The organism is Amycolatopsis sp. NBC_00348 (assembly GCF_036114655.1).
Classification (GTDB): Bacteria; Actinomycetota; Actinomycetes; order Mycobacteriales; family Pseudonocardiaceae; genus Amycolatopsis.
This window is the reverse complement of record NZ_CP107994.1, coordinates 5,581,252-5,606,431: the sequence shown is the minus strand read 5'-3', so window position 1 is coordinate 5,606,431 and position 25,180 is coordinate 5,581,252. Positions and strand designations below refer to the sequence as shown.

Here is a 25,180-nt window from a genome sequence, read left to right as displayed (position 1 = left end):
TACATTCCGAAGAGAACTTACATGCTGACCGTCATGTTTTCCAGCACTCGTCCCGCAGGAGGGTCCCCGTGCCGCTGAAACTCCCGAAGAGCTCCTGGAGCACGACCGAGCTCGAAGACCTCCGCGAGCTCTCGCGGTCGTTCATGCAGAAGGAGCTCGTCCCGAACCAGGAGCGCTGGGCGGCGGAGAAGAAGGTCGACCGCGAGCTGTGGAACAAGGCGGGCGAGGTGGGCCTGCTCTGCCTGTCCATCCCCGAGGAGTACGGCGGTGGCGGCGGCACGTTCGCGCACGAGGCCGTGCTCTACGAGGAGCAGGCCCGCTCCGGCGACAGCGCGTGGGGCGTGACCGTCCACAACGGAATCGTCGCGCACTACCTGAGCGCGTACGGCTCCGAGGAGAAGAAGCGCGAGTGGCTGCCGAAGATGGCCAGTGGTGAGATGGTCGGCGCGATCGCGATGACCGAACCGGGCACCGGCTCGGACCTGCAGGGCATCAAGACCCGCGCGGTGCGCGACGGCGACCACTACGTCATCAACGGCGCGAAGACCTTCATCACCAACGGTTTCCACGCCGACCTCGTCGTCGTCGCGGTGAAGACCGACCCGGACGCGGGCGCCCAGGGCGTCTCGCTGATCGCCGTCGAGACCGACACCCCGGGCTTCCGGCGCGGCCGGGTGCTCGACAAGGTCGGGCTCAAGGGCCAGGACACCGCCGAGCTGTTCTTCGACGACGTCCGCGTGCCCGCGGCCAACCTGCTCGGCGACGCCGAGGGCCAGGGCTTCATCCAGCTGATGCTGCAGCTGCCGCAGGAACGGCTGATCATCGCCGTCACGGCGGTGGCCGGGCTGGAGGCGGCGGTCGACCTCACGCTCGAGTACACGAAGGAGCGCACGGCGTTCGGCCGGCCGATCTTCTCCTTCCAGAACACCAAGTTCAAGCTCGCCGAGGCCGCCACCGAGGCCGCTGTCGCGCGGGCGTTCCTCGACCAGTGCGTCGAACGCCACCTCAAGGGCGAGCTCGACGTCCAGGGCGCGGCGATGGCGAAGCTGTGGACCACCGAACGCGTCAACAAGGTGGTCGACGACTGCGTGCAGCTCTTCGGCGGCTACGGCTACATGTCCGAGTACCCGATCGCGCGCGCCTGGGCCGACGTCCGGATCTCCCGGATCTTCGGCGGCACCAGCGAGATCATGAAGGAAATCATCTCCCGCTCGCTCTGAGCCGCTCCGAAGGGAACCACGCCATGAAGGCAGGTCCGCTCAGCGGCCTGAAGGTGGTCGAACTGGCCGGGCTCGCGCCCGGGCCGTTCGCCACGATGATCCTCTCCGACCTCGGCGCCGACGTGGTCCGCGTCGATCGCGCGACGCCGGGGGAGGACGTGCTCGGCCTGCCGGTCGACCCGCTGGCCCGCGGCCGCCGGACGATCGGCGTCAACACCAAGACGCCCGAAGGCGTCGAGCTGGTGCTGAAGCTGTGCGACACCGCCGACGTCCTCATCGAGGGCTTCCGCCCGGGCGTCGCCGAGCGGATCGGGCTGGGCCCGGACGTCGTGCACGCCCGCAACCCGCGGCTGGTCTACGGCCGGATGACCGGCTGGGGCCAGGACGGCCCGCTGGCGACGGCGGCCGGCCACGACATCAACTACATCGGCATTTCCGGCGCGCTCGAACCGATCGGGCGCGCGGGGGAGCGGCCGGTGCCGCCGCTCAACCTCGTCGGCGACTTCGGCGGCGGCGGGCTGCTGCTCGCGATGGGCGTCCTCGCGGCGCTGTACGAGCGGAACACGTCCGGGAAGGGCCAGGTCGTCGACGCGTCCATGGTCGACGGCGCCGCCCTGCTCACCACCAGTCTCCACGGCATGGCCGCGGCCGGGCTCTGGGGCGGCGGCCGCGGCGACAACATGCTCGACGGCGGCGCCCCGTTCTACGACACCTACGAGACCGCGGACGGCAAGTACGTCGCCGTCGGCGCGATCGAGATGCGGTTCTGGGGCGACCTGGTGAAGGTCCTCGACCTCGACCCGGCCGAACTGCCGCTGCACGTGGACAAGACGCAGTGGCCGAAGCTGCGCGAGATCGTCGCCGAGGCGATCGGCAAGCACACGCGTGACGACCTCGTCGCCCGCGCGGACGGCACCGACGCCTGCCTGACGCCGGTGCTGTCGCCGCAGGAGGCGGCGAGCCACCCGCACAACGCGGCCCGCGGCACGTTCGTCGAGATCGGCGGCCTGGTCCAGCCGGCCCCGGCGCCGCGCTTCGGCCGGACCCCGCCGGAAACGCCGGAAGCCCCGCGCACCAAGGGATCCGACACCGAAGCGGTGCTGGCCGAGCTGGGCGTCACGGACCTCGGGGCGCTCCGGGAGGCCGGGGCGATCGCCTAGCGCCTAGTCCCGCGCGAGCTAGTCGCGTGCCAGATCGGAGCGGACGACCGAGTAGATGACGTTGTCGCGCCACCGGCCGTCTCGGAAGCCGTAGCCGCGAAGGACTCCTTCGCGCGTGAAGCCGGCCTTCTCGAGCGCCCGCTGTTCGGCGCGGTTGTCGACCTCGGTCGTCGCTTCGACGCGGTTGAGCTGCGTGTGCGCGAAGAGGTATTCGACGAGCAGGCGCTGGGCCTCCGTGCCGTGGCCGTGGCCGCGCGCCTCGGGGACCAGCACCAGCCCGATGCTCCAGCAGTACGACGTCGGCCCGCTGCGGCTGCGGTGCCAGGACACCAGGCCCAGCAGGCGTCCGCCGAGCGTGGGCACCAGCATGCCGGTCTCGACGCTCAGCATCCCGGTCTCGCGCCACCGGCGGCGCAGGTAACCCGGGTCGTGCCAGCCGAACCACTGGTGCGCGCCCGCCGCGACCGGGTCGTTGGTCAGCTGCTCGAGCCGGTCGAGGTCGGACTCCGCGACCGGCCGGAGCACGACTCTGCTGACGTCGTCGTCCATCCGCCGACCCTATCGGCCGATCGACCGGATTCGCCGTGACAGCCCGGGTTCCACCCGGTGGAGGCACGCCCGGTCACAGAGCGGGTAGCAGCTCAGCCGAAGCTGCCGTGGCGGCCCGCGCCGCCGCTGAACTTCGCCGCGCCGTCGACCGCCTCGGCCGCGAGGACGCCGGTGCCCATCGCGGCGCCGAACTCCGCGGCCACCGCGTCGTCTTCGGCCAGCCCCCACTGCCCGAGGGCCGCCGCGCGGTCGCCGCGCAGGCAGGCCTGCGGGAACCCGGCGAGCTGCCGGGCCAGCTCCTGCGCCGCCGGCACCGCCTCGCCCGCGGGGACCAGCCGGTTCGCCAGGCCGATGGCCAGCGCCTCGGTGGCGTCGACCGGCCGTCCGGTCAGGATCAGGTCCATCGCCCGGGACTGGCCGATCAGCCGCGGCAGCCGCACGGTGCCGCCGTCGATCAGCGGGACGCCCCAGCGGCGGCAGAAGACCCCGAACACCGCGGTGGCGTCCGCGACCCGCAGGTCGCACCACAGCGCCAGCTCCAGGCCGCCCGCGACGGCGTGCCCGTGGACGGCCGCGATCACCGGCTTGCCGAGCGTCATCCGGGTCGGGCCCATCGGGCCGTCCCCGTCCGGGTGGGTGCGGTTCATCCGATCGGTGCCGATGGCCTTGAGGTCGGCGCCGGCGCAGAACGCGCCGCCCGCGCCGGTCAGCACCGCGACGGCGGCCTCGGGATCGGCGTCGAACGCGCGGAAGGCGTCGGCCAGCCCGGCCGCGGTGGGGCCGTCGACGGCGTTGCGGGCGGCGGGCCGGTCGATGGTGATCGTCGTCACGGCGCCGTCCCGCTCGACCAGCACGTTCCGCGTCATCGGGGCTCCCTGGGGTTGATCGGGGTGTCTTCCGGGCAAGCCTCTCCTAGAGTAGGGACCCTGCCACTCCCGGACGGGTTGGCGAGCCGGGGAGGAAGCACATGTCGAGCGGCGTGAAGAAGATCCTCATCGTGGGTGTGGTCGCGCTCGTGCTGTTCTTCCTCATCACCCAGCCCACCCAGTCCGCCGACTTCGTCCACCGCGTGCTCGGGTGGCTGAAGGACGGCGCCGAAGCGATCGTCACCTTCTTCCGGACGCTTTTTTCCTGACCCTGGGCCAGTCCCGTGAAACGGCGCCGCAATCGGGTGCGCCGGTGGTCACCGCGCGTGTCTCCGGCCGGTAAATCACTCAGCGTCACGAATCCCAGATTTCGGGCTCTACGCTCGACCATCCGGGTGGATTGCGACTGAAAACGCGCAGGTCGGCGAATTCGTGCCTGCCGGGGTCTGGCGAAGGAGACCACCCCGGCCCTACGGTGCTCACATTGCGTGATCAGGTGGTTCTCCGAACCCCTCGGGAACCCCGGTACGCAGGCAGTTTCCACTCAGCAAGGTGCACTTGGTGCTTGCGGCGCAGCCGCGTGGGACAGGTGTCAGGACCTGTCCGTCGGGGACCTATGAGGAGGCAGGGATGACCGGAGATCCCGGAGTGGACGCGTTGATCCGGCAGTGGGCCGCCGAGCGCGAGCAGACCCCCGAGGAGCAGGAGGTCGACCGCATCGCTTCCGCGTGGCTGGCCGACGCCCCCGCGCAGGTCCCGGGCATCCCCGGCCAGCGTGCCCGGTCGGGTTCCGCCCGCTGGGCCCAGGTCGAAGCGGCCGACCCCGGTTACCTCGACGCGATGCGCCGCAGGTTGCCGGAAGTGCCCGAAGAGCTCCTCACCGCCGCCGCGGGCTGGTGGCAGATGGTCGGCGGCGTCGCCGAGGCCGAGGAGTGGTGGGACGCCGGCATCAGCCCGCTCGACCAGCGGGCCCTCGACTACCGCGCGGCGGGTCTCTCGCCGTCGGACCTCAGCCGTCGCCTCGGCCCGATGACCGTCCTGCAGCACCTGCGCCGCGGCAGTGCCCCGGCCTGGTGCGTGGCGCGGCTCGCGCGTCAGCAGAAGTCCGCCTGACCGTGATGTCCGCCTGACCGGGCGGACTTCACTCGGCCGGGTGAACCGGTGTGGTGAGACGATCTCGGCGACCCGCGTAACGCTAACCTGCGCGGGCTCGTTGACTGATCGTCGACAACCACACCGGAGGACCGGAGTTTCGTGCGCACGAGTACCGGAAAGACCGAGGACGACCCGATCGACTCCGTCGACGAGCCCGCCCCCGCTGCCCCGGCACCGCGCTCCGCGGGCGTCGCCGTCCTCACCCGGCTGATCGTGGTCTTCGTCGTGCTGGCCGTCGCCGGTGGCGGCGTCTGGCTCGTCACCCGCGCGTCGACGCCCGAGGCGAGCCCGACCACCACCGAGATCCCCGCCCTGCAGGTCAAGGCGGCCGACGTCCGCCCGGGGTCGGTCGTCCCGGCCGGCGGCGCCGTCGCGGGCGGGGCCGACCCGCAGACGCCGCCTCAGCAGCAGGCCCAGTCCCGCAGCGCCACCGGCCCGGCGACGCTCTCGCAGTGGGCGGGCCAGGTCGCCGCGGCCAGCGGCGTCCCGGCGCGGGCGCTGACCGCCTACGGCAACGCCGAGCTGGCGATGCGCGCGAACCAGCCGAACTGCAAGATCTCGTGGGCGACGCTCGCCGGCATCGGCCGGATCGAGTCGAACCACGGCCAGTACGCCGGCGCCGTGCTCGGCGCGGACGGCCGGCCGTCGAAGCCGATCATCGGCGTCCCGCTCGACGGCTCGTCCGGCGTCCAGGCGATCGGCGACACCGACGGCGGCCGCTACGACGGCGACGCGGGGGTCGACCGCGCGGTCGGGCCGATGCAGTTCATCCCCGGCACGTGGCGCAAGTGGGCGTCCGACGGCAACGGCGACGGCCTCGGCGACCCGCAGCAGATCGACGACGCCGCCCTCGCCGCGGCCCGCTACCTGTGCGCGGGCGGCCGTGACATGCAGAGCCCGTCGGGCTGGTGGGCGGGCATCCTGTCGTACAACAACTCGACCGAGTACGCGCAGAAGGTGTTCGGCCTGGCCGACGGCTACGCGAAGGCCGCCCAGTCGGTGCGCAAGCAAGGCTGAGCCCTAAACAACGCTGAGCCCCGGGCAACGCTGAGCCCACGGGCCGGTAAAGGGCCGCCGACCTGCGCTGAGAGCCCGGCCACCCCGGGCGCGGTCGATCGCCGCCCCTCAGCCGGCCAGTGCTAGCTTGGGCCTCGTGCCAGCATCCCCTCCGCCGGCGGGGTCCCCCTGGGGCCGCCGGCTCGCGATCGTCGCGACGTGCCTGGTGAGCCTGCTGATCTGCTGCGGACTCGCCTGGTGGCAGTGGGACCGGTTCACCTCGGCGAACGGCACCTTCCAGAACCTCGGTTACGTCCTGCAGTGGCCGCTGTTCGGGCTGTTCCCGGCCTTCATGTTCTGGCGGATCCGGCAGCTGCGGCAGAAGGCCGCGGCCGAACCGGCGCCGGAATCGGCCACAGCACCGGCCCCCGTCGCCGAAGTGCCCGCCCCTCGCTCTCGCCCCGATGTGCAGACGCCGGTGGACGACGAGGACGAGGAGCTGGCCGCGTACAACCGTTACCTGCGCGAGCTGAACGCCCGCGACCAGCAGGCCGCAGAGTGAGGCCGCAAAGTGAGGACGTCCCGATGACCACCCGCACCGACGGCGCCGCGCAGACCGCGGTCCCGCTCACCGGCCCCCTGGTCCGGTTCCGCACCGCCGCCTACGTCACCGGCGTCGGCCTGCTCGGCCTGTGCTTCGTGATGGTGCTGCGCTACGGCTTCGACAACCCGACGCCGTCCGCGGTGTACTCGCCGATCCACGGCGTGCTGTACATGATCTACCTGGTGCTGACCATCGACCTGGCCATCAAGGCCCGCTGGTCGATCAAGGGCACCGTGCTGGTGCTGCTGGCCGGCTGCGTCCCGTTCGTTTCGTTCCTCGTCGAGCGCAAGGTGACGCACAAGGTCAAGGCCGGCCGGAAGCTGTAACCGGCCGCGGACGGCCTGCGCGCGTGACGCAGGCCGCCCGGGACGTCGTCGAACAGCTCAGCGGCTCAGCTGCCGATGCCGGTCAGGGACCGGACTTCCATCTCGGCGTGCTTCTCCGCGTTCGCCTTCGGCTTGCCGACCAGCGTGCCGACGATGCCGCAGAGGAACGAGAACGGGATCGAGACCAGGCCCGGGTTCTTCAGCGGGAACCAGGCGAAGTCGACGCCCTTGAGGATCGAGTCGGGGGCGCCCGACACGACCGGGGAGAAGACCACCAGGAGCAGGCACGCGGTCAGGCCGCCGTAGATGCCCCACAGCGTGCCGGTGGTGTTGAACCGCTTCCAGAACAACGAGAACAGCAGCGTCGACAGGTTCGCCGACGCCGCGACGGCGAAGGCCAGGGCCACCAGGAACGCGATGTTCTGCCCGTTGGCCAGCACCCCGCCGACGATGGCCAGCGCGCCGACCACGATCGCGGTCAGCCGGGCCACCCGGACCTCGTCGGCCGGTTCGGCCTTGCCGCGCTTGAAGATGTTCGCGTAGACGTCGTGGGCGAACGAGGCCGACGCGGTGATCGTCAGCCCGGCGACCACGGCCAGGATCGTCGCGAACGCGACCGCGGCGATGATGCCGAGCAGCAGCGTCCCGCCGACGTGCAGGGCCAGCAGCGGCGCCGCCGAGTTCTCGCCGCCCGGGGCGCCCTTGATCTCGTCCGCGCCGACCAGCGCGGCCGCGCCGAAGCCGATCACCAGCGTGCACAGGTAGAACACGAACATGCACGCCGTCGCCCAGACGACCGAGCGGCGCGCCTCCCGCGAGTTCGGCACGGTGTAGAAGCGCATCAGCACGTGCGGCAGGGCCGCCGCGCCGAGCACCAGGGCCAGCGCCAGGGACACGAAGTCGAGCTTGGTGGTGCCGTTCTTGCCGTACGAGCCGCCCGGCTCGAGGAGCTTGTCGCCGAGCGGGCTGTTCTCGGCCGCCGAGGACAGCAGGTTCGAGAACCCGAAGCCGAACTTGCCGAACAGGAACACCGTCAGCAGCACGCCGCACATCAGCAGGATGGCCGCCTTGATGATCTGCACCCAGGTGGTGCCCTTCATCCCGCCGACCAGCACGTACAGCACCATGATCAGGCCGACGACGCCGATCACCAGCGCCTGGCCGAGCTTGGAGTGCACGTTGAGCAGCAGCGCCACCAGGCCGCCGGCGCCCGCCATCTGCGCCAGCATGTAGAAGAACGAGATGACCAGGGTCGACGTCGCCGCCGCGGCGCGGACCGGGCGCTGCTTCATCCGGAAGCTCAGCACGTCGCCCATCGTGAACCGGCCGGTGTTGCGCAGCAGCTCCGCGATGAGCAGCAGGTCCACCAGCCACGCGACGAGGAACCCGATCGAGTAGAGGAAGCCGTCGTAGCCGTGGATCGCGATGGCGCCGGCGATGCCGAGGAACGACGCTGCCGACAGGAAGTCGCCCGAGAGCGCGATGCCGTTCTGGCGGCCGGTGAACGCGCTGCCCGCGGCGTAGTAGTCCGACGTCGAGGAGTTCCGGGAGCTGGCCCGGTAGACGACGTACAGCGTGATCGCCACGAACAGGGCGAACACGGCGGTGTTGACGATCGGGTCGCTGGCGGGCACACCCGCGGCGAGCACGGTCACGGCCGTCGGCGCGGTCGGTGTCGTCATCGGGGCGTCCCTTCGGTCAGGCCCTCGCGGGCCCTCAGCTCGGCCACCCGCGGGTCGAGCTGGGTGCGGGCGTAGCGCAGGTAGAGCCAGGTGACGAGCGCGGTGCTGGCGAACTGGCCGATGCCGAGCAGGATGCCGACGTTGACCTGGCCGAACACCTTGGTGCTCATGAAGTCGTGCGCGTAGGCGGCCAGCAGCACGTAGGTCATGTACCAGGCGAAGAAGGCCAGGCTCATCGGGAAGACGAACCCGCGGAACCGCCGGCGCAGGGCGGTGAACTCGCGGCCGGCCTGGATCCCGGCGTAGTCGGGACCCGAGCGGGGACGGGGCTGGCGGTGCTGGCCGTGTCGGCCATCGGACGGGTGATCCCCGGTGAACAGGGCCGGCATCTGGCCGGTCTCTTCCAGGGCGTTGCCCGTCGCGGGGCGCGCGACGTCGTACATGGGTTGCCTCCGGCAGAAAGCCTTCCGTGGCGGCGGGGCTGCTGGCCCTGCGAGCAGGGCACCGGGCCGCCCTTGCGGACTGCGAAGCGCACATCGTAACTACGCCGTCCGGCTGCCCGAAAAGGCGCCGGGTCGTTTGCGGGTCACCGCGGCGCGGTATTCGTTTTCTTGTCGAAAATGTCGAAACCCGGACTTCGTCGAGTTCGCGGACGGGTTACCCACAATGAGGAAAGAATTGTGACGCCGCGCTGTCCTACTTAGCGGTAGCCGGGGCAAATGGGCTAACCGTGCTGGACAGTCGTCAAGACGTGTCACCTGGAGTAGTCGTGAGGGTCCGGGGTCGCCTCGGAGAGGGTCCCCCCGGTGCGGGCGTGGCGGAGGAGATCCACTGGTCAGCCGTGCTCCCGAATGGAATCACCAGGTCGAGCGACGATCGCCCGGAATGCCACAACATCGGGCACACATTGAGACTTGACCCACTCGATGGGGGTACGGAGTGTAGATCGTCCGAGGGAACTTGGTCGGCCAGGTGGGCTAATCGGGTGACGGCCGGACGCCCACGACGGCCGCGTCCGGTAACCGGAATTCCCTCTTCCGCCCCGGCCGTGCAGAATGAGTCCGCCCACTACCGGGCCGGAAAGTACTTTTCGCAGGTCAGGGCTCGAGTCGGGAACATAATTGACCGGCCGGGCCGCGGGGGTACGATTCTTTGGCCCAGCTGACCGCAGCGATCCGATTGGCACCGATTAAGTTGATCTCGACGACCGTGCAGACCGCAACTTGCGCCGTGCACGTGCAGAGTCCCGGGAACGGGACGCCGGGACGGTGCTCGCTGCGCGCGGCCGGAGGGGCAGCCGGGGACGTGCGAGGGGGCCCGGGGAGCGGCTGGGCGGTGGCGGCACGACCGCCCGCCGGAACGCCGCGAGCCGGGACGCCGTGCGGCCGACGCGGATCCATGACGCCGGACAGGGAGTCACTCACGTGACCGTTGCAGGAGAAGGTCAGGTGCCCGTCGGGGAACTGCTCGGCCGAGCACCCCGGCGGTCGAAGGGGAAGGCCGTCTTGCAGGCGCTCGTGCGCTGGCGCGACTGGAGCCTCCCCGTCAAGCTCTCGGCCGTCACCGTCGTGCCCATCGTCCTCGCGATGGTGCTCGGCATCACGACGATCGCCGGCCAGGTCGGCCGCTCGGACGACTACCAGCGGCTCGACCGGCTCGTCGCGCTCGGCGTCCAGGTGCGCGCGCTCACCAGCGCGCTGCAACAGGAACGCACGGTCACCGCGGCGATGCTGACCGACGGCACCGTCGGCGGCACGCCCGAGCTGGCGACGGCCCGCAAGGCGACCGACGCCGCGGTCGGCCCGTTCACCGACGCGCAGGCCCGCGGGTCCGCCATCGAGCCCGGCGTGGCCGGGGCGGCGGGCGCGGCCACCGCGCAGGTCAACAACCTCGACTTCCTCCGCCGTCAGGTCGACGGCGGCCAGCTCGACCCGGGCCAGGCCGTCACCGCGTACTCCGGGGTCACCGGCGCGCTGATCGGCCTCGACACCGCGGCCACCGCCGGCGCCGGCGACGGCACCCTCGGCGGCACGCCCGCCGGGCTGCACGAGCTGCTCGTCGCGGGCGAGCAGGTGTCGCTCAGCCAGGCGATGGTGTCCTACGGCATCAACCGCGGCGCGCTCTCGCCGAGCGAGCTGGCCACCCTCCGCGCCGCCGAGCTGCGGCTGGCCGACCGGCTCGTCGACTTCCGGGCCGCGGCGGGCGACGCGCTGCAGCGCGACTTCTCGGCGATCGCCGAGGGCACCGACGCGCAGAGCCGCGCCCGGATGGTCGAGTCCGTGCTCGGCGCGCAGCCCGACTCCGCGCGGGCCGCCTTCCGCGCCCTCTCCGCGACCGACTGGAACATCGCGTCCACGGCGATGCGGGCGCAGATCGCCCAGGTCGCCGACCGCCTCGGCACGCAGGCGTCGGACACGTCGTCGTCGATGGTCGAGGAGGCCAGCAGCGGCGCGGGCCTGCTCGCGGTGCTGCTGTTCGCCGCGCTGGTGCTCGCCGTCGCGGTCGTCTTCCTCATCACCCGCCAGCTGCTGCGCTCGCTGAAGGTGCTGCGCCGCAGCGCTCTCGACGTCGCCGAGACCGCGCTGCCCGAAGCCGTCCGCAACATCCAGGAGGGCCGCGCGCAGGGCACGGACGTCACGCCGGTGCCGATCCGCACCGACGACGAGGTCGGCGAAGTGGCGCGCGCCTTCGACAAGGTGCACCACCAGGCGCTGCGGCTGGCGACCGAGCAGGCCGCGATGCGCACCGGCTACGGCAGTGTGTTCGTCAACCTGTCCCGGCGCAGCCAGAGCCTGGTGCAGCGGCAGCTGCAGCTGATCGAGCAGCTCGAGCGCGACGAAGAGGACGCCGACCAGCTGGCGACGCTGTTCCAGCTCGACCACCTCGCCACCCGCATGCGGCGCAACAACGAGAACCTGATGGTCCTCTCCGGCGCCGAGCCGGGCCGCCGCTCCGGCAAGCCGGTCGGCACCACCGACATGCTCCGCGCCGCGGTGTCGGAGATCGAGCAGTACCAACGGGTCCAGGTGCAGCCGCCGCCCCCGGCGCGGATCGTCGGGTACGCCGCGAGCGACCTGATGCGCCTGGTCGCCGAGCTGCTGGACAACGCGACCGCGTTCTCCGCGCCGGAGACGTCGGTGACGGTGGCGTCGCGGCTGGGCGACGACGGCTCGCTCAACATCGACATCCTCGACAAGGGCATCGGCATGAACGAGGCCGAGGTCACCGAGGCGAACACCCGGCTGACCGAGGCCGGGTCGGTCGACCTGGCGACGTCCCGCCGGATGGGCCTGTTCGTGGTCGGCCGGCTGGCCAGCCGGCACCGGATCGGGGTGTCGCTGCACGGCGGCAAGGACATCGTCGGCGTCCGGGCCACCGTCGTCGTCCCGGCGGAGCTGGTGATGCCGGTGACCGACGGTCCGCTGACCGGCCAGATCGGCACGGTGCAGCAGTCGCCCCTGGGCTCGGCCGGCATGCTGCCGCGCCGTCAGGTCAACGGCAGCTCCCGCCCGCAGCCGGTCGTCCCGCAGCAGCCGCCGATGGGGGAGGAGCGGTGGCCGTCGGCCAGCGACCTCGCCGGGCTGGCCAACGGGCACGGCCCCGGCGCCGAGCGGCCGCCGACGGACCTGGAGATCTCGGGCACGGACCTGTTCGCCCCGATCCCGAAGGACGACCCGGCCCCGCCGCCGCGGCCGACCCTGCCGCCGGTGCCCGCGGTGCTGCCGGTGCCGCAGCCGCCGCGCCACGACGACCTGCCCTCGGGCAAGGACCTGTTCTCCGCCAACGAGACCACGCTCAGCGACTGGTGGCGGCACGCGACCGGGAAGCCGTCCCCGGCGGCCAAGCCCGCCCCGGCCCCGGCACCGGCGCTGGACCGCTCCGAGACGACGCCGATCTTCGACGAGATGCTGTCCGCGTGGTTCCGCGAGGACAAGCCCGCCGAGAAGCCGGCCACTGAGAAGCCGGCCGCCGAGAAGACCGCTACTGAGAAGACCGCCGGGAAGCCGGTGCCGGCCGCGGCGACACCGGTCGTCGACGAGGAGTCCGTCGCCGACGAGGAAGCGGCGCCCGAAGAGGAGCCGGCCGCGGAGCCGGAGGGCCGCAGCTGGGACTTCGCGAGCGACGAAGAGTTCCGCACGGTCCAGGCGGTCACGAAGGCCGAGCCGACGGCGTTCACCGACGCGGGCCTCCCGCGCCGCCGCCGCGGCGAGCAGCTCATGCCGGGCAGCGCGACCTCCAGCCCGGCGGCCTTCGCCTCACCGGCCCCGGCGGGTTCGGACCTCCCGGTCCGCGACCCGGCGGACGTCCGCGGCCGCTTGAGCAGCTTCCAGCAGGGCGTGACCCGAGGCCGCCAGGAAGCCCGCGAAGCCGCAGCGGCCCAGGGCGCGGAGACGGGCAGCGAGCAGCAGGACGCGCTGCAGCAGGCGGACGCCCAGCCCGACGCTCAGCCGGGCCGCCAGAACGGCTTGCCGCAGCCGGTCGAGAACGGGTTGTCGCAGGCGGGCGAGCAGAACGGGTTGTCGCAGGCGGAGCAGTGGTCGGGTCAGCCGGCCGGACTGCCGCAGGCCAGCGCGGACCAGCCGGACGGCCAGCTCGAGCCGGACGAGCAGCAGCCGGCCGAGTCGAACGGTCTGCCGCAGCAGGGGCAGCAGTGGTCGAGCCGGTCGAACGGGCAGCAGCAGTCCGGTCAGCAGAACGGCCTGCAGCAGCCGGGCCAGCAGCCGAACGGTCAGCAGCAGCCGAACGGCCTGCCGCAGTCTGGTCGGCAGAACGGTCTCTCGCAGCCAGGTCAGCAGCTGAACGGTCAGCAGCAGTCTGGTCAGCAGAACGGTCCGTCGCAGCCAGGCCAGCAGCCGAACGGCCTGCCGCAGCCGAACCACGTGAACGGCCTGCGACAGCCGGGTCAGCAACCGAGCCAGCAGCAGCCGGGCGGGCAGCAACCTGGCCAGCGGCAGCCGGGCGGGCAGCCCGATCCCCAGCAGCCGGGCCAGCCGTCCGCGGCGCGGCATTCCGGTGGGCCGCAGCCGATCCAGTCGTCGGGGTTCCACCAGTTCGGTGGGCAGCAGCCTGGTCAGCAGGCCGAGCAGCAGCAGTCCGACGAGTCGCAGTCCGACGAGTCGCAGTTCCCGCAGTCCGGTGGACCGCAGTTCCCGCAGCCCGGTGGGACCAAGTTCGCGCAGCCCGGTGGGACCAAGTTCGCGCAGTCTGATGGAACCCAGTTCCCGCCGTCCGACGGGTCGCAGTTCCCGCAGTCCGGTGGGCCGGAAGCGGGGCCCTACCCCGGTTCTCGGCCGTCGGCGCCGCAGCGGGCGGCCTTTCAGCCGCCCGATGGGCAGCCCGGTGACCCGTCCCGGCCGGGGGCTTACCAGCCCGGCGGGCAGCAGGCGTTCCGGCCGCCCTCGGCCTACCAGCAGCCCGGCGATCGGCAACCCCGGCCGTCGGGGCCGCACCAGCCTGGTGGGCCCCAGGCGTACCGGCAGCCCGGCTCCGGGCAGTTCTCCCTGCCTCGGCAGTTCGGCGGGCAGCCGCCGATGCCGCCACAGCCGGGGTCCGGCCGTCCGTTCCAGGAGCAGCCGCCGGGGGCCTACCGGCAGCCGTCGGCCTTCCCGCAGCCCGGACAACACCCGAGCCGGCCCGGACAGCAACAACCGGGCCAGCAGCAACCCAGTCAGCAACAACCGGGCCAGCAACCGGGGCAGCGGCCGGACCAGCAGGAGCTGCCCCAGCAGGGCGGACACCCCGCCTTCCAGGACCAGCCACCCCCGGCGCTGCCGACCCGGCGGCCCGGCTCGGCACCCGAGCCGGCCGAGCTGCCGGACGAGACTCCGACGCCCCGCCGGGAAGACGCCGCCCTGGAGGCGACGGCGGAGTGGAACTTCGGCTCGGACGAAGGCTGGCGGACCGTGCAAGCGGTGTCCCAGTCGGCGCCCGCCACGTTCACTTCGGCAGGATTGCCCCGGCGCCGCCGCGGGGAGCAGCTGCTCCCGGGCAGCGCCGCACCGCCCACCGGGGCCGCGGCCCCCCGACCACAACGCGACGCACACGACGTGCGCGGTCGCCTGCGCAGTTTCCAGCAGGGCATCGAGCGCGGACGCCACCGCAACGCTCGGGCGACCGAGACGAACCACGAGACACTGGAGGGTGAATGACCTCGCCGAGTAGCGCTCAGCCGACGCAGAATCAGTTCGGCTGGCTGGTCAACGACTTCGCCGAGCGAGTACCCGGCGTGGCGCACGCGGTGGTCGTCTCGGCGGACGGCCTGCTGCTGTCCGCGTCGAACCGGCTTCCGCTCGACCGGGCCGACCAGCTCGCCGCGGTCGCGTCGGGACTGGTCAGCCTGACTCAGGGCGCCGCACGGTGCTTCGAGGCCGGCGCGGTGAACGAGACGGTGGTGGAGATGGAGCTGGGGATCATGGTGCTGATGTCGATCAGCGACGGATCCTGCCTGGCCGTGCTCGCCGCCCCCAACTGCGACATCGGCCAGGTCGCGTACGAAATGACGATGCTCGTCGACCGGGTCGGCCAGATCCTGACCCCGGAGCTGCGCGCCCAGCTCCAGGGTTCGGGTGGGTCCCTGATCGGCGAACCGGTGGGATGATGGCGCGATGAGCACGGGGTCCGGATCTGCCGGCGAACCCCCGGAGGCGGAGGCCCCCGGTCATGGAGGCGACGGCACTTTTGCCGACGTCTTCAACGGGTTCTCCCTGGATTCCGGCCGTGCCCGCCGGAAGCGCAAGAAGGGCAAGGAGTCCCCGCCACCCCCGGCCGCTGGTGCGCACGCGGCCGCGGAACCGCCGGCGCCACCAGCGCCGTCGGCCGACCAAGGAGATCGAGTGACCTCTTTAGTCTCTCCACCCGGCAGTACCGACTCGGACGGCCCCCGACCAGGGGGTTTGTTCGATCCGGGCCCACCCAGCGGCGAGTTCGTGATGCCCGCGGTGTTCGAGCAGGCGCCCTCTCCCGAGGATCAGACGGCGATTGTCCGGCCCTACGCGTTGACCGGCGGACGCACTCGGGCAAACTACGCCCTGGAGCTGGAGACATTGGTCTCCGCGAGGGACTACGCTACCGGTGGCTTCCCCGAGGTTGCCGCGGAGCAGATCGAGTGCGTCTCGATCATGGAAGAGTGCCGGACCCCCCGTTCGGTCGCCGAGATCGTGTCGGTGATGCGGCTGCCTCTGGGCGTGGCCCGGGTGCTGATCAGCGACGCGGCGGACGCGGGGCTGGTCACGGTGCACAAGACGATAACGGGCAATGACGGCGCCGAGGCACATCTGGTGTTGATGGAAAGGGTTTTGAGTGGACTCCGTCGGCTTTAAGGCACCGCGGGAAACCGCGCCCCCGACCATGACATCCGCCAAGATCGTGGTGGCGGGCGGCTTCGGCGCGGGGAAGACGACGTTCGTCGGGTCGGTGTCGGAGATCGTTCCGCTCACCACCGAGGCGATGATGACCGACGCGAGCCGCGGCATCGACAACCTCGACCAGACGCCGAACAAGTCGACGACCACCGTCGCGATGGACTTCGGCCGGGTGTCGCTGGACGCGGACCTGATCCTCTACCTGTTCGGCACGCCCGGGCAGCAGCGGTTCTGGTTCATGTGGGACGACCTGGTCCGCGGCGCCATCGGCGCGGTGATCCTGGCCGACACCCGCAGGCTGGCGGACTCGTTCGCGCCGATCGACTTCTTCGAGGACCGCGGTCTGCCCTACATCGTCGGCGTGAACACGTTCGACGGCGTACTGGAGCACGACATCAACGACGTCCGCGAGGCGCTGTCGATCGACCCGAACATCCCGATCGTCCGCTGTGACGCCCGGGACCGGGAGTCGACGAAGCAGACGTTGATCACGCTGGTCGAGTACGCGATGCGGCAGTGGATCGCGCTGCGGGCGGCCAACGCGCGCTGACGCCGTCAGGGCCCGGGGGGAGTGCCCCGGGCCCGGCGTCGCGGCGCTGAAGCGCGCCCGCAACTCTCAGTATTCGTCGTGGCGGCGCCACCAGGAGCTGGGTGCGTCGTCGCCGTGGCTCTCCTCTTCCCAGGCCTCCTGCCGGCCGAGCGGGGTGACGTCGAGGTAGCGGTGCGACGCCAGGAACACCTCGCCGCCGCGGCCGGTCGTGAAGTACGTGCGGAAGACGTCGTCGCCCTCGCGCAGGAAGACGCTGACGCCGAAGCCCGCGCCGACCCCGCAGTCCTCGGTGAAGCTCGTGCCGTGTGCGGACACCCACGGCACGTCCCAGCCCATGCGCGTCCGGTACCGCTCGATCTCGGGCAGCGTCGCGGGCGCGACGACCTTGAACGTGACGTCGCGGGCGTGCAGGTGCGCCAGGTGCGGCAGGTTGTCGACCAGCAGCGAGCAGCCCGGGCAGCCCGCTTCGTCGCCCGGGTGCAGCATGAAGTGGTAGACGATCAGCTGGCGGCGGCCCTCGAAGAGGTCGAGCAGGCTGACCTTCCCCTCGGCGCCGTCGAAGGGGTAGGTCGCGTCGAAGCGGACCATCGGCAGGCGACGGCGTTCGGCGGCGAGCGCGTCGGCCGCCTTCATGTGCTCCTTCTCCTTGACCAGGAGCGCGTCGCGCGCGGCCTGCCATTCCTGCGGGGAGACGATCGCGGTCATCGGGTGTCCTCTCGTCGGGTGGGGAAGGAGCCGGCCAGGTCGGCGAAGCTGGAGGTCCAGCCGTCGTGGTGGCCGTCGCGTTCGCGGGTGTCGAGGGTGACGGCGCACCCGGTGAACCCGCTCGGGCCCAGCCGGCTCGCCAGGTGGTCCGGGTCGGTCCACGCCATGAACACGAGCTCGCGGGGCGCGTCGAACACGCGGGTGATGGTCAGCGCGGAGTCAGGCACCTTCGGCTCCTTTCCGCAGCTCCCGCAGGTGCTCGTCGAGGCGGTCGAAGCCGCCCTCCCAGAACCGGCGGTAGGCGGCCACCCAGTCGGCGACGTCCTCCAAGGGTTTCCCCTCCAGCCGGCAGGGCCGCCACTGGCGGGTGCGGCCGCGGGTGATCAGCCCGGCCTGTTCCAGCACCTTCAGGTGCCGGGACACCGCGGGCAGGCTCATCGGCAGCGGCCCGGCGAGCTCGTTGACCGTCGCCTCGCCGGCGGAAAGCCGGGCGAGGATGGCCCGCCGCGTCGGGTCGGCGAGCGCCGAGAACGTGCGGCTCAGGTGATCGGTGGCAGTCGTCATTTCAGCACCTTGTTAATTAACGGATCGGTTAAATATAGCTTCCAGCTGGCGGTTGTCAAGGTGCGCCCGAGCCGCCGTGAGACCCGCGTCACCAGCCGTCGGGTTTCCAATAGTAGGAAGTCAAAGTATTTTGGGGGGATGAGCAGTGAGCTGTACCGCCCCGCGCACCCCGTCCGGTTCGTCACGGCGTCGAGCCTGTTCGACGGCCACGACGCGTCGATCAACATCATGCGGCGGATCCTGCAGTCGCAGGGTGCGGAGGTCGTGCACCTCGGCCACAACCGGTCGGTCGACGAGGTGGCCACCGCGGCCATCGCCGAAGACGTCCAGGGGGTGGCCATCTCGGCCTACCAGGGCGGGCACGTCGAGTACTTCTCCTACCTGGTCGAGCTGCTGCGCGAGCGCGGCGCCGGCCACATCAAGGTCTTCGGCGGCGGGGGCGGGGTGATCGTGCGCGAGGAGATCGACCTGCTCCACTCGCGCGGCGTCGCCCGGATCTTCTCGCCCGAAGACGGCTACGAGATGGGCCTGCCGGGCATGATCAACATGATGATCAAGGCCTGCGACGTCGATCTGGCGGCCGACGGCCCGGCCCTCGACAAGGTGCTGTCCGGGGACGTCGCCGCGCTCTCCCGCGTCATCACGCAGCTGCAGGCCGAGCGCCTGTCCGGCGACGTGCTGAGCGGGATCGCCGAAGCCGCGGCCAAGCGGGAGGTGCCGGTCCTCGGCATCACCGGCACCGGCGGCTCGGGCAAGTCGTCGCTCACCGACGAGCTGATCCGGCGCTTCCGGCTGGACCAGGAGGACAAGCTGCGGATCGCGGTGCTCGCGGTCGACCCGTCGCGGCGCAAGGGCGGCGGCGCGCTGCTCGGCGACCGCATCCGGATGAACTGCCTCGACGGCTCCCCGGTGTACTTCCGCTCGCTGGCCACCCGGACGACGTCCGGCGAGATCCCGGCCGGCCTGAGCGAGTCCATCCTGGCGTGCAAGGCCGCCGGGTTCGACCTGGTGATCGTCGAGACGCCGGGCATCGGCCAGGGTGACGCCGGGATCGTCGACTTCGTGGACCAGTCGCTGTACGTGATGACGCCGGAGTTCGGCGCCGCGTCGCAGCTGGAGAAGATCGACATGCTCGACTTCGCCGACGTCGTCGCGATCAACAAGTTCGAGCGCCGCGGCGCCGAGGACGCCCGCCGCGACGTCGCCCGCCAGCTGGTGCGCAACCGCGAGGCGTTCGAGTCCGGCCCGGACGACATGCCGGTGTACGGCACGAGCGCGGCGAAGTTCAACGACGACGGCGTCACCGCGCTGTACCAGCAGCTGCGCGGCCTGCTCGCCGAGCGCGGCCTGACCGTCTCGGCCGGGACGTTGCCGCAGGTCGAGGGCAAGGTGTCGACGGACGCGAGCACGGTCATCCCGGGCACCAGGGCCCGCTACCTGGCCGACATCGCCGAGACCGTCCGCGGGTACCACGCGACGACGGAGAAGCAGGTCGCGGCGATCCGCAAGCACGAAGCGCTGACGACCGCCCGCGACGAACTGGCCAAGGTGGACGCCTCGACCGACGCCCTCGACGGGCTGCTCGCCACCGCGAAGTCCGATGTGGACGGCGAAGCGACCCAGCTGCTCGAACGCTTCCGCGCGCTGGCCGAGGACTACCGCCAGGACGAGCTGGTCGTGAAGATCCGCGACAAGGAGCTGCGCACCCAGCTGTGGCGCGACACGCTGTCCGGCAACCGCATCCCGCGTGTCGCCCTGCCGCGGTACGCCGAGTCGGGCGAGCTGCTGTCGTTCCTGCGCCGCGAGAACCTTCCTGGTTACTTCCCTTACACCGCCGGTGTTTTCCCGTTCAAGCGTGACGGCGAGGACCCGGCCCGGATGTTCGCCGGCGAGGGTGACGCGTTCCGCACCAACCGCCGGTTCAAGATGCTCTCGGCCGACTCCGAGGCCAAGCGCCTCTCGACCGCGTTCGACTCGGTGACGCTCTACGGCCACGACCCGCACACCCGCCCCGACATCTACGGCAAGGTCGGCACCTCGGGGGTGTCCATCGCGACGCTCGAGGACATGAAGGTCCTCTACGACGGCTTCGACCTGACCGCGCCGAACACGTCGGTGTCGATGACGATCAACGGCCCGGCGCCGACGATCCTGGCCTACTTCCTCAACACCGCGATCGACCAGCGCGTCGAGGCGTTCAAGGCCGAGCACGGGCGCGACCCGTCCGAGGACGAGGCCGCCGAGCTGCGCGAGTGGGCGTTGAAGAACGTGCGCGGCACAGTGCAGGCCGACATCCTCAAGGAGGACCAGGGCCAGAACACCTGCATCTTCTCCACCGAGTTCAGCCTCCGGATGATGGCCGACATCCAGGAGTGGTTCATCGGACACGGCGTCCGCAACTTCTACTCGGTGTCGATCTCCGGCTACCACATCGCCGAAGCCGGGGCGAACCCGATCTCGCAGCTGGCGTTCACGCTGTCCAACGGCTTCACCTACGTCGAGTCGTACCTGGCGCGCGGCATGGACATCAACGACTTCGCGCCGAACCTGTCGTTCTTCTTCTCCAACGGCATGGACGCGGAGTACACGGTGCTCGGCCGGGTGGCGCGGCGGATCTGGGCCGTGGCCATGAAGGAGCGTTACGGCGCGAACGAGCGGTCGCAGAAGCTCAAGTACCACGTGCAGACGTCCGGGCGGTCGCTGCACGCGCAGGAGATGAGCTTCAACGACATCCGCACCACACTGCAGGCGCTGTGCGCGCTCTACGACAACGCGAACTCCCTGCACACCAACGCGTTCGACGAGGCGGTCACCACGCCGTCGGAGTCGTCGGTGCGCCGCGCGATGGCCATCCAGATGATCATCAACAAGGAGTGGGGCCTGTCGAAGAACGAGAACCCGCTGCAGGGTTCGTTCGTCGTCGACGAGCTGACCGACCTGGTCGAGGAAGCGGTGCTGGTCGAGTTCGACCGCATCTCCGAGCGCGGCGGCGTGCTCGGCGCGATGGAGACCGGCTACCAGCGCGGCAAGATCCAGGACGAGTCGATCCTGTACGAGCGCAAGAAGCACGACGGCTCGCTGCCGATCATCGGCGTCAACACCTTCCGCAACCCGCGCGCGGGCGAGGACGACATCGAGGTCGAGCTGGCCCGCGCGACCGAGGACGAGAAGAAGTCCCAGCTGGACCGCCTGTCGGACTTCCAGCACCGCCACAAGGAAGACGCCCAGCAGGCCCTCAAGGCCCTGCGCGAGGCGGCCACCCGCGGCGGCAACCTGTTCGGCGTCCTGATGGACGCGGCCCGGGTCTGTTCACTGGGCCAGATCACCGAAGCGTTCTTCGAGGTCGGCGGCCAGTACCGCCGCAACGTCTAGCGCGCCACGCCCGGCCGCCGGAGAACCGGCGGCCGGGCATGGCGTCGGTCACCCGGCCGAACGCACCGCCGTCAGCTGCCAGACCGGTACCAGCACGCGCCCGTTCGCGTCGGTGTCCAGGGCGGCCAGTGCGGACGTGTCGGCCGAGGGGTCGAGGAACGCCTGGACGCTGGCCTGCAGCTCCTGCGCGTCGAACGCGGTCGTGTAGACGGCGGGTTCGAGCCGCTCGATCGTCCAGTCCTTGCCGACGGTCTCGCGCAGGTTGGCCTCGCTGATCAGGTACGGCGCCGGGAACGCGTTCGGCACCTCCTGCGAGAAGCAGAAGAGGTGCAGCCGTGCGCCCGGCCGGGTCGCGCGGGTCAGCGCGGCCAGGTACTCGCGCCGCGCGTCCTCGTTCAGGCAGTGGTAGAGCGCGCTGTCGAGCACCGTGTCGAAGCGGCCTTCGTAACCTTCGAGCTTCGTCGCGTCGGCCACGGCGAAGGTGACTCCCGGGGCGCGGGTGCGGGCCTGCTCGACGGCCGACGGTGCGCCATCCAATCCGGTGACGCTCAGCCCGCGCGAGGCGAGGAACCCGGAGTTGTCGCCGAGCCCGCAGCCGATGTCGAGCACCTCGCCGGTGAACCCGCCGGCGTCGGCCAGCGTGACCACCAGCGGCTGCGGCGCGCCGAGGTCCCACGGCATCTTCCGGCCGATCGGGGTCGCGCCGCGGTAGGCCTGCTCGAAGTCGAGGTCTTCGGCGCTCGTGCCCGGATTCGTCATCCTTGCCCCCTTATTCAACGTATGATGAGATAACTCCATCGTGCGACGGTCGGTGGCCGGCTGTCAACCCGGGGAATACGGCGGCGGAGCGAGGGGTAGTCGTTGGTATGAAATTCGGGATCTCGACGTTCGTGACCGACGAGGGCATCCGGCCGGACGTGCTGGGCGCCGCGCTGGAGGAACGCGGGTTCGACTCGCTGTTCCTGGCCGAGCACTCGCACATCCCCGTGAGCCGCGACAGCGCGTACCCGGGCGGTGGCGACCTGCCGGAGAAGTACAAGCGCACGCTCGACCCGTTCGTGGCGCTCACCGCGGCCGCGACCACGACGTCGGAGCTGCTGCTCGGCACCGGCATCGCGCTGCTGATCCAGCGTGACGTGATCCACACCGCCAAGGAGGTCGCCTCGCTCGACCTGATCTCCGACGGCCGCGCGCTGTTCGGCGTCGGCGTCGGCTGGAACCGCGAGGAGATGGCCAACCACGGCACCGACCCGACGACCCGCGGCGCGCTGATCGACGAGCAGCTGGCCGCGCTCAAGGAGATCTGGACGAAGGACGAGGCCGAGTTCCACGGCGAGCACGTCGGCTTCGACCCGATCTACGCCTGGCCGAAGCCGGTTCACAAGCCGCACCCCCCGATCTACATCGGCGGCGAGAGCGAGGCCGCGATCAAGCGGCTGATCAAGTACGGCGACGGCTGGCTGCTGCGCGGGAACCTGCACTTCGACGAGGCCAAGAAGGTTCGCGACCGGCTCGACGCCGAAGGCCGTGAAGACGTCCAGTTCGCCGTCTTCGGCGGCGACACGAAGGCCAAGGTGATCGACGGCTTCCGCGACGCGGGCGTCGAGCGCTACACGTTCATGCTGGAGACCCTGCCGGAGGCCGAGACGCTCAAGGCGCTCGACGAGCTCGCCGAGGTGGCGGCGGCGCACCGGTGATCGTGGTTCGATGGCGGGAGAGGATCAAGATGAAGGAGCAGGACGCGTGAGTGAAGTGCAAATCGGTCTCGCCGCGGCGCTGGAGCAGTTCTCGCCGCGGGAGTCGATCCGGCTGGCGAAGCTGGCCGAGGAGCAGGGGTTCTCCGGCCAGATGGCCGCCGACCACTTCCAGCCGTGGGTGCCCCAGCAGGGTGAGGCCTCGTTCGTGTGGAGCGTGCTGGCGTCGCTGGCCGAGAACACGACCGGTGACCTCGGCCCGGGCGTGACGTGCCCGTCGTTCCGGCTGCACCCGGCGATGGTCGCGCAGGCCGCGGCCACCCTCGAGGCGACCTACCCGGGCCGGACCTGGCTGGGCATCGGTTCCGGCGAGGCCCTCAACGAGCACATCGTCGGCGGCTACTGGCCGGAGGCCCCGGAGCGGGTCCGGCGGATGTTCGAGGCCCTCGAGATCATCCGGAAGCTGTTCACCGGCAAGGACGTCAAGCACTCGGGCGAGTTCTTCAAGCTGCACAACACGCGCTTGTGGACGCTGCCCGACGGCCCGCCGCCGCCCGTCTACATCGCCTCCGCGGGCCCGTACACCTCCCGCAAGACCGGTGAGCTGGCCGACGGCCTGATCACGCCCGGCGCGTCCATCGACAAGCTGGCCGGCATCGTGGACAACTTCAACCAGGGTGCGAAGAAGGCCGGCAAGGACCCGGACTCGATGCCGAAGCTGCTGCAGGTGCACCTGTCGTGGGCCGAGGACGACGAGACGGCCTGGGCCAACGCCCTGGACCAGTGGCCCAACGGCGGCATGAAGTTCCCGAAGGCCGACGTCCGCTCGCCGTTCGACTTCGCGCAGATGGCGAAGCTGGTGCGGCGTGAGGACTTCGAGGGCCGCATGGTCGTCTCGAGCGACCCGGACGTGCACCGCGCGGCGCTGCAGAAGTACGTCGACGCCGGCTTCAACCGGATCTACATCCACAACGTGGGCCGCAACCAAGACGAGTTCCTGAGCACCTTCGGCAAGGAAGTCCTGCCGAAGCTCAGCGCTTAGCGGCTCAGCGGGCGTCCCCGCTCCGGGGGCGCCCGCCCGGCCACGGGCCCAGCTCCGGCAGGTCGCCGGTGAGGCCGTCACCGGTGTCCCTTCCGGACAGCCACGCGGCGAGCGCGCGCGGCGGCCCGGTGACGATCGCGTCGTGCGGCAGGCGCTCCTTGAGGAAGTCCACGGCGTGTTCGCAGAAGTCGCCCGGCCAGTCGGCCGAGGTCGCGGCTCCGACGTCGACGGCGTGGATCCAGACCTCGCGCCAGCGCGCGAACACCGTGCTGGACAGCTTCCCGTCGCGGTAGTTCACCGGCTGGTCCCAGTCGGCGACCCGGCTCCACGCGACTTCCAGCCGCTCGGAGTGCTCGCGCAGGGCGCTCCGGTGTTCGTCGGCGGTCCGGTCCGCGGTGGCCTCGATGATGCCGTCGCGGTCGTGCGTCGCCGGGTCGTAGAGAGGGATCAGCACCCCGCGCCCGGCGTGCTCCACCAGGTCCGCGAGCGCGCGCCCGGCATCCGTGACGTGGGCCAGGACGTGCCCGCGCGTCCACCCGGGCAACGTCGTGGGGGCGCCGACGTCGGCGTCGGTCAGGCCGCCAAGGGCGCGGAGGAGGTGGCGGTGCGCGTCGGCGACCCCCGCCGTCGGGATCACTTGTCGAGCAGCAGGTGGACCGACAGTTCGAGGCGGTTCGCGACGTCGGCGGCCGACGCGCGGCGAGTCACCCACGCCACCAGGTTCGCCATCCAGACGTCCGCGACGACGTGGAAGATGTCGCGGTCGGCCTCGGTCGGGTCGGTGATGCCCATCGCCTGGGCGAACATGTTCTCCATCAGCAGGCCGACCTGCTCCACCTCGGCCGCGGCGGACGTGTCGGCGAACATGAACGCGCGCACCATCGCCTCGGTGAGGTGCGGGTCGCGCTGCATCAGCCGCGTGTTGCGGCCCAGCACGAACATCAGCCGCTCGGCCGGCGTCTCACCCGGGATCGCTTGGCGCTCCAGCTTTTCCTGCGCCCGCTCGAACTCGCGCGCCAGCCCGGAGACCAGCAGGTGGATCTTCGACGGGAAGTACCGGTAGAGCGTGCCGAGGGCGACGTCCGCCTTCTCCGCGACGGCTCGCATCTGGACGGCGTCGTAGCCGCCCTTCGAGGCCAGGGCGAGGGTCGCGTCGATGATCCGGCGACGGCGGTCGCGCTGGGCGGCCGAACCGAGCTCGTCGGCGCCGATCGCGCTCAGCCCGTTACCACGCGCCTTGGTCGGTGCCTTGGCTTTGCCGGGCATCGGCTTCCCCCGTCCTTCGGAACTTGTTCCAGTTCACGACGTAGAGTACCTGTCCTGGCGAAACGTTC

At 71.2% G+C, this 25,180-nt stretch carries 24 protein-coding genes; 14 read left to right on the top strand and 10 right to left on the bottom strand.

Translation table 11 applies throughout. The features are described 5' to 3' along the window. The first annotated feature begins 68 nt into the window (after positions 1 to 68). Both OHS58_RS23950 and OHS58_RS23945 read left to right on the top strand, forming a co-directional pair. Entirely contained in the window at positions 69 to 1,220 is a 1,152-nt protein-coding gene (locus OHS58_RS23950) for an acyl-CoA dehydrogenase family protein (RefSeq protein WP_326947569.1), read from the top strand. Between the two features lie 23 nt (positions 1,221 to 1,243). Then, positions 1,244 to 2,380, top strand: a complete 1,137-nt coding sequence (locus OHS58_RS23945; RefSeq protein WP_328644061.1) for a CaiB/BaiF CoA transferase family protein — start codon at positions 1,244 to 1,246, stop codon at positions 2,378 to 2,380. A gap of 18 nt (positions 2,381 to 2,398) precedes the next feature. On the opposite strand, the gene OHS58_RS23940 is transcribed toward OHS58_RS23945, so the two are convergent. Together OHS58_RS23940 and OHS58_RS23935 are read right to left on the bottom strand one after the other, a co-directional pair. Next, complete coding sequence (locus OHS58_RS23940; RefSeq protein ID WP_247063279.1) at positions 2,399 to 2,929, bottom strand: GNAT family N-acetyltransferase; 531 nt, start codon at positions 2,927 to 2,929, stop codon at positions 2,399 to 2,401. A 92-nt stretch (positions 2,930 to 3,021) separates the two neighbouring features. Further along, complete coding sequence (locus OHS58_RS23935) at positions 3,022 to 3,795, bottom strand: crotonase/enoyl-CoA hydratase family protein (protein WP_328644060.1); 774 nt, start codon at positions 3,793 to 3,795, stop codon at positions 3,022 to 3,024. Between the two features lie 101 nt (positions 3,796 to 3,896). Here OHS58_RS23935 and OHS58_RS23930 point away from each other — a divergent pair, with 101 nt between their 5' ends. The 5 genes from OHS58_RS23930 (at position 3,897) to OHS58_RS23910 (ending at position 6,876) form a co-directional block, all read left to right on the top strand. After that, entirely contained in the window at positions 3,897 to 4,064 is a 168-nt protein-coding gene (locus OHS58_RS23930; protein ID WP_323333010.1) for a hypothetical protein, read from the top strand. 361 nt (positions 4,065 to 4,425) lie between these two features. Beyond that, a complete protein-coding gene (locus OHS58_RS23925) occupies positions 4,426 to 4,908 on the top strand; it encodes a helix-turn-helix transcriptional regulator (protein WP_328644059.1) in 483 nt (160 codons plus the stop codon). A 141-nt stretch (positions 4,909 to 5,049) separates the two neighbouring features. Beyond that, positions 5,050 to 5,967 carry a lytic transglycosylase domain-containing protein gene (locus OHS58_RS23920; RefSeq protein WP_328644058.1) on the top strand — a complete coding sequence of 306 codons (918 nt, stop codon included), beginning with the start codon at positions 5,050 to 5,052 and terminating at the stop codon, positions 5,965 to 5,967. A 136-nt stretch (positions 5,968 to 6,103) separates the two neighbouring features. After that, positions 6,104 to 6,508 (top strand): hypothetical protein, encoded by a 405-nt coding sequence (locus OHS58_RS23915; RefSeq protein WP_442875465.1) that lies wholly within the window; start codon positions 6,104 to 6,106, stop codon positions 6,506 to 6,508. 23 nt (positions 6,509 to 6,531) lie between these two features. Continuing rightward, positions 6,532 to 6,876, top strand: a complete 345-nt coding sequence (locus tag OHS58_RS23910) for a DUF3817 domain-containing protein (protein ID WP_326947572.1) — start codon at positions 6,532 to 6,534, stop codon at positions 6,874 to 6,876. Between the two features lie 65 nt (positions 6,877 to 6,941). Here OHS58_RS23910 and OHS58_RS23905 read toward each other — a convergent pair whose 3' ends face one another. Together OHS58_RS23905 and OHS58_RS23900 are read right to left on the bottom strand one after the other, a co-directional pair. Further along, on the bottom strand, positions 6,942 to 8,558 hold the full coding sequence (locus OHS58_RS23905) for a solute symporter family protein (protein WP_328644057.1): 1,617 nt from the start codon (positions 8,556 to 8,558) through the stop codon (positions 6,942 to 6,944). Beyond that, positions 8,555 to 9,001: a DUF485 domain-containing protein gene (locus OHS58_RS23900; protein WP_326947574.1), complete on the bottom strand. Its 447-nt coding sequence runs from the start codon at positions 8,999 to 9,001 to the stop codon at positions 8,555 to 8,557. Before OHS58_RS23900 ends, OHS58_RS23905 begins: the two co-directional genes overlap by 4 nt. A 1,005-nt stretch (positions 9,002 to 10,006) precedes the next feature. On the opposite strand from OHS58_RS23900, the gene OHS58_RS23895 reads away from it, so the two are divergent. Genes OHS58_RS23895 through OHS58_RS23880 form a run of 4 tightly spaced genes read left to right on the top strand, consistent with a single transcriptional unit; the run spans position 10,007 to position 16,469 of the window. Further along, positions 10,007 to 14,707, top strand: a complete 4,701-nt coding sequence (locus OHS58_RS23895) for a nitrate- and nitrite sensing domain-containing protein (RefSeq protein WP_328649852.1) — start codon at positions 10,007 to 10,009, stop codon at positions 14,705 to 14,707. After that, entirely contained in the window at positions 14,704 to 15,156 is a 453-nt protein-coding gene (locus OHS58_RS23890; protein WP_247063292.1) for a roadblock/LC7 domain-containing protein, read from the top strand. The genes OHS58_RS23895 and OHS58_RS23890 overlap by 4 nt, the downstream gene beginning before the upstream one ends. Before the next feature lie 7 nt (positions 15,157 to 15,163). Further along, positions 15,164 to 15,877: a DUF742 domain-containing protein gene (locus OHS58_RS23885; protein ID WP_247063293.1), complete on the top strand. Its 714-nt coding sequence runs from the start codon at positions 15,164 to 15,166 to the stop codon at positions 15,875 to 15,877. A 28-nt stretch (positions 15,878 to 15,905) separates the two neighbouring features. Further along, positions 15,906 to 16,469: a GTP-binding protein gene (locus OHS58_RS23880; RefSeq protein WP_247063294.1), complete on the top strand. Its 564-nt coding sequence runs from the start codon at positions 15,906 to 15,908 to the stop codon at positions 16,467 to 16,469. A gap of 66 nt (positions 16,470 to 16,535) precedes the next feature. Here the strand turns inward: OHS58_RS23880 and OHS58_RS23875 are convergent, their stop codons facing one another. From OHS58_RS23875 to OHS58_RS23865, 3 genes are read right to left on the bottom strand one after another with little or no spacing between them, the layout of a single operon-like run. Further along, the gene (locus OHS58_RS23875) at positions 16,536 to 17,174 is read right to left on the bottom strand and encodes a DUF899 domain-containing protein (protein WP_326954898.1); all 639 of its coding nucleotides are present in this window, start codon (positions 17,172 to 17,174) and stop codon (positions 16,536 to 16,538) included. Continuing rightward, entirely contained in the window at positions 17,171 to 17,401 is a 231-nt protein-coding gene (locus OHS58_RS23870) for a hypothetical protein (RefSeq protein ID WP_328644056.1), read from the bottom strand. The genes OHS58_RS23875 and OHS58_RS23870 overlap by 4 nt, the downstream gene beginning before the upstream one ends. Beyond that, a complete protein-coding gene (locus OHS58_RS23865) occupies positions 17,394 to 17,738 on the bottom strand; it encodes an ArsR/SmtB family transcription factor (protein WP_326954897.1) in 345 nt (114 codons plus the stop codon). Before OHS58_RS23865 ends, OHS58_RS23870 begins: the two co-directional genes overlap by 8 nt. Before the next feature lie 138 nt (positions 17,739 to 17,876). Here OHS58_RS23865 and icmF point away from each other — a divergent pair, with 138 nt between their 5' ends. Continuing rightward, positions 17,877 to 21,110: a fused isobutyryl-CoA mutase/GTPase IcmF gene (gene icmF / locus OHS58_RS23860; RefSeq protein ID WP_328644055.1), complete on the top strand. Its 3,234-nt coding sequence runs from the start codon at positions 17,877 to 17,879 to the stop codon at positions 21,108 to 21,110. Positions 21,111 to 21,158: 48 nt separating this feature from the next. On the opposite strand, the gene OHS58_RS23855 is transcribed toward icmF, so the two are convergent. Then, entirely contained in the window at positions 21,159 to 21,869 is a 711-nt protein-coding gene (locus OHS58_RS23855) for a class I SAM-dependent methyltransferase (RefSeq protein WP_328644054.1), read from the bottom strand. A 107-nt stretch (positions 21,870 to 21,976) separates the two neighbouring features. Here OHS58_RS23855 and OHS58_RS23850 point away from each other — a divergent pair, with 107 nt between their 5' ends. Together OHS58_RS23850 and OHS58_RS23845 are read left to right on the top strand one after the other, a co-directional pair. Beyond that, positions 21,977 to 22,807 (top strand): LLM class F420-dependent oxidoreductase, encoded by an 831-nt coding sequence (locus OHS58_RS23850; protein ID WP_328644053.1) that lies wholly within the window; start codon positions 21,977 to 21,979, stop codon positions 22,805 to 22,807. A 46-nt stretch (positions 22,808 to 22,853) separates the two neighbouring features. Beyond that, positions 22,854 to 23,846, top strand: coding sequence for a TIGR03557 family F420-dependent LLM class oxidoreductase (locus OHS58_RS23845; protein ID WP_326947582.1), 993 nt, complete (start codon positions 22,854 to 22,856; stop codon positions 23,844 to 23,846). Between the two features lie 4 nt (positions 23,847 to 23,850). On the opposite strand, the gene OHS58_RS23840 is transcribed toward OHS58_RS23845, so the two are convergent. Next, entirely contained in the window at positions 23,851 to 24,483 is a 633-nt protein-coding gene (locus OHS58_RS23840; RefSeq protein ID WP_328644052.1) for a maleylpyruvate isomerase family mycothiol-dependent enzyme, read from the bottom strand. Beyond that, positions 24,480 to 25,112: a cholesterol catabolism transcriptional regulator KstR gene (gene kstR / locus OHS58_RS23835; protein ID WP_247063307.1), complete on the bottom strand. Its 633-nt coding sequence runs from the start codon at positions 25,110 to 25,112 to the stop codon at positions 24,480 to 24,482. The genes OHS58_RS23840 and kstR overlap by 4 nt, the downstream gene beginning before the upstream one ends. Positions 25,113 to 25,180 lie beyond the last annotated feature (68 nt).

Bases quoted from the DNA above. Each gene is read 5' to 3' on its own strand.
- OHS58_RS23935 (WP_328644060.1), bottom strand. From the start codon at position 3,795: ATGACGCGGAACGTGCTGGTCGAGCGGGACGGCGCCGTGACGACGATC.
- OHS58_RS23850 (WP_328644053.1), top strand. From the start codon at position 21,977: ATGAAATTCGGGATCTCGACGTTCGTGACCGACGAGGGCATCCGGCCG.
- OHS58_RS23865 (WP_326954897.1), bottom strand. From the start codon at position 17,738: ATGACGACTGCCACCGATCACCTGAGCCGCACGTTCTCGGCGCTCGCC.
- OHS58_RS23905 (WP_328644057.1), bottom strand. From the start codon at position 8,558: ATGACGACACCGACCGCGCCGACGGCCGTGACCGTGCTCGCCGCGGGT.
- OHS58_RS23930 (WP_323333010.1), top strand. From the start codon at position 3,897: ATGTCGAGCGGCGTGAAGAAGATCCTCATCGTGGGTGTGGTCGCGCTC.
- kstR (WP_247063307.1), bottom strand. From the start codon at position 25,112: ATGCCCGGCAAAGCCAAGGCACCGACCAAGGCGCGTGGTAACGGGCTG.
- OHS58_RS23910 (WP_326947572.1), top strand. From the start codon at position 6,532: ATGACCACCCGCACCGACGGCGCCGCGCAGACCGCGGTCCCGCTCACC.
- OHS58_RS23925 (WP_328644059.1), top strand. From the start codon at position 4,426: ATGACCGGAGATCCCGGAGTGGACGCGTTGATCCGGCAGTGGGCCGCC.
- OHS58_RS23880 (WP_247063294.1), top strand. From the start codon at position 15,906: ATGACATCCGCCAAGATCGTGGTGGCGGGCGGCTTCGGCGCGGGGAAG.
- OHS58_RS23900 (WP_326947574.1), bottom strand. From the start codon at position 9,001: ATGTACGACGTCGCGCGCCCCGCGACGGGCAACGCCCTGGAAGAGACC.
- OHS58_RS23945 (WP_328644061.1), top strand. From the start codon at position 1,244: ATGAAGGCAGGTCCGCTCAGCGGCCTGAAGGTGGTCGAACTGGCCGGG.
- OHS58_RS23885 (WP_247063293.1), top strand. From the start codon at position 15,164: ATGAGCACGGGGTCCGGATCTGCCGGCGAACCCCCGGAGGCGGAGGCC.
- OHS58_RS23875 (WP_326954898.1), bottom strand. From the start codon at position 17,174: ATGACCGCGATCGTCTCCCCGCAGGAATGGCAGGCCGCGCGCGACGCG.
- icmF (WP_328644055.1), top strand. From the start codon at position 17,877: ATGAGCAGTGAGCTGTACCGCCCCGCGCACCCCGTCCGGTTCGTCACG.
- OHS58_RS23940 (WP_247063279.1), bottom strand. From the start codon at position 2,929: ATGGACGACGACGTCAGCAGAGTCGTGCTCCGGCCGGTCGCGGAGTCC.
- OHS58_RS23890 (WP_247063292.1), top strand. From the start codon at position 14,704: ATGACCTCGCCGAGTAGCGCTCAGCCGACGCAGAATCAGTTCGGCTGG.
- OHS58_RS23855 (WP_328644054.1), bottom strand. From the start codon at position 21,869: ATGACGAATCCGGGCACGAGCGCCGAAGACCTCGACTTCGAGCAGGCC.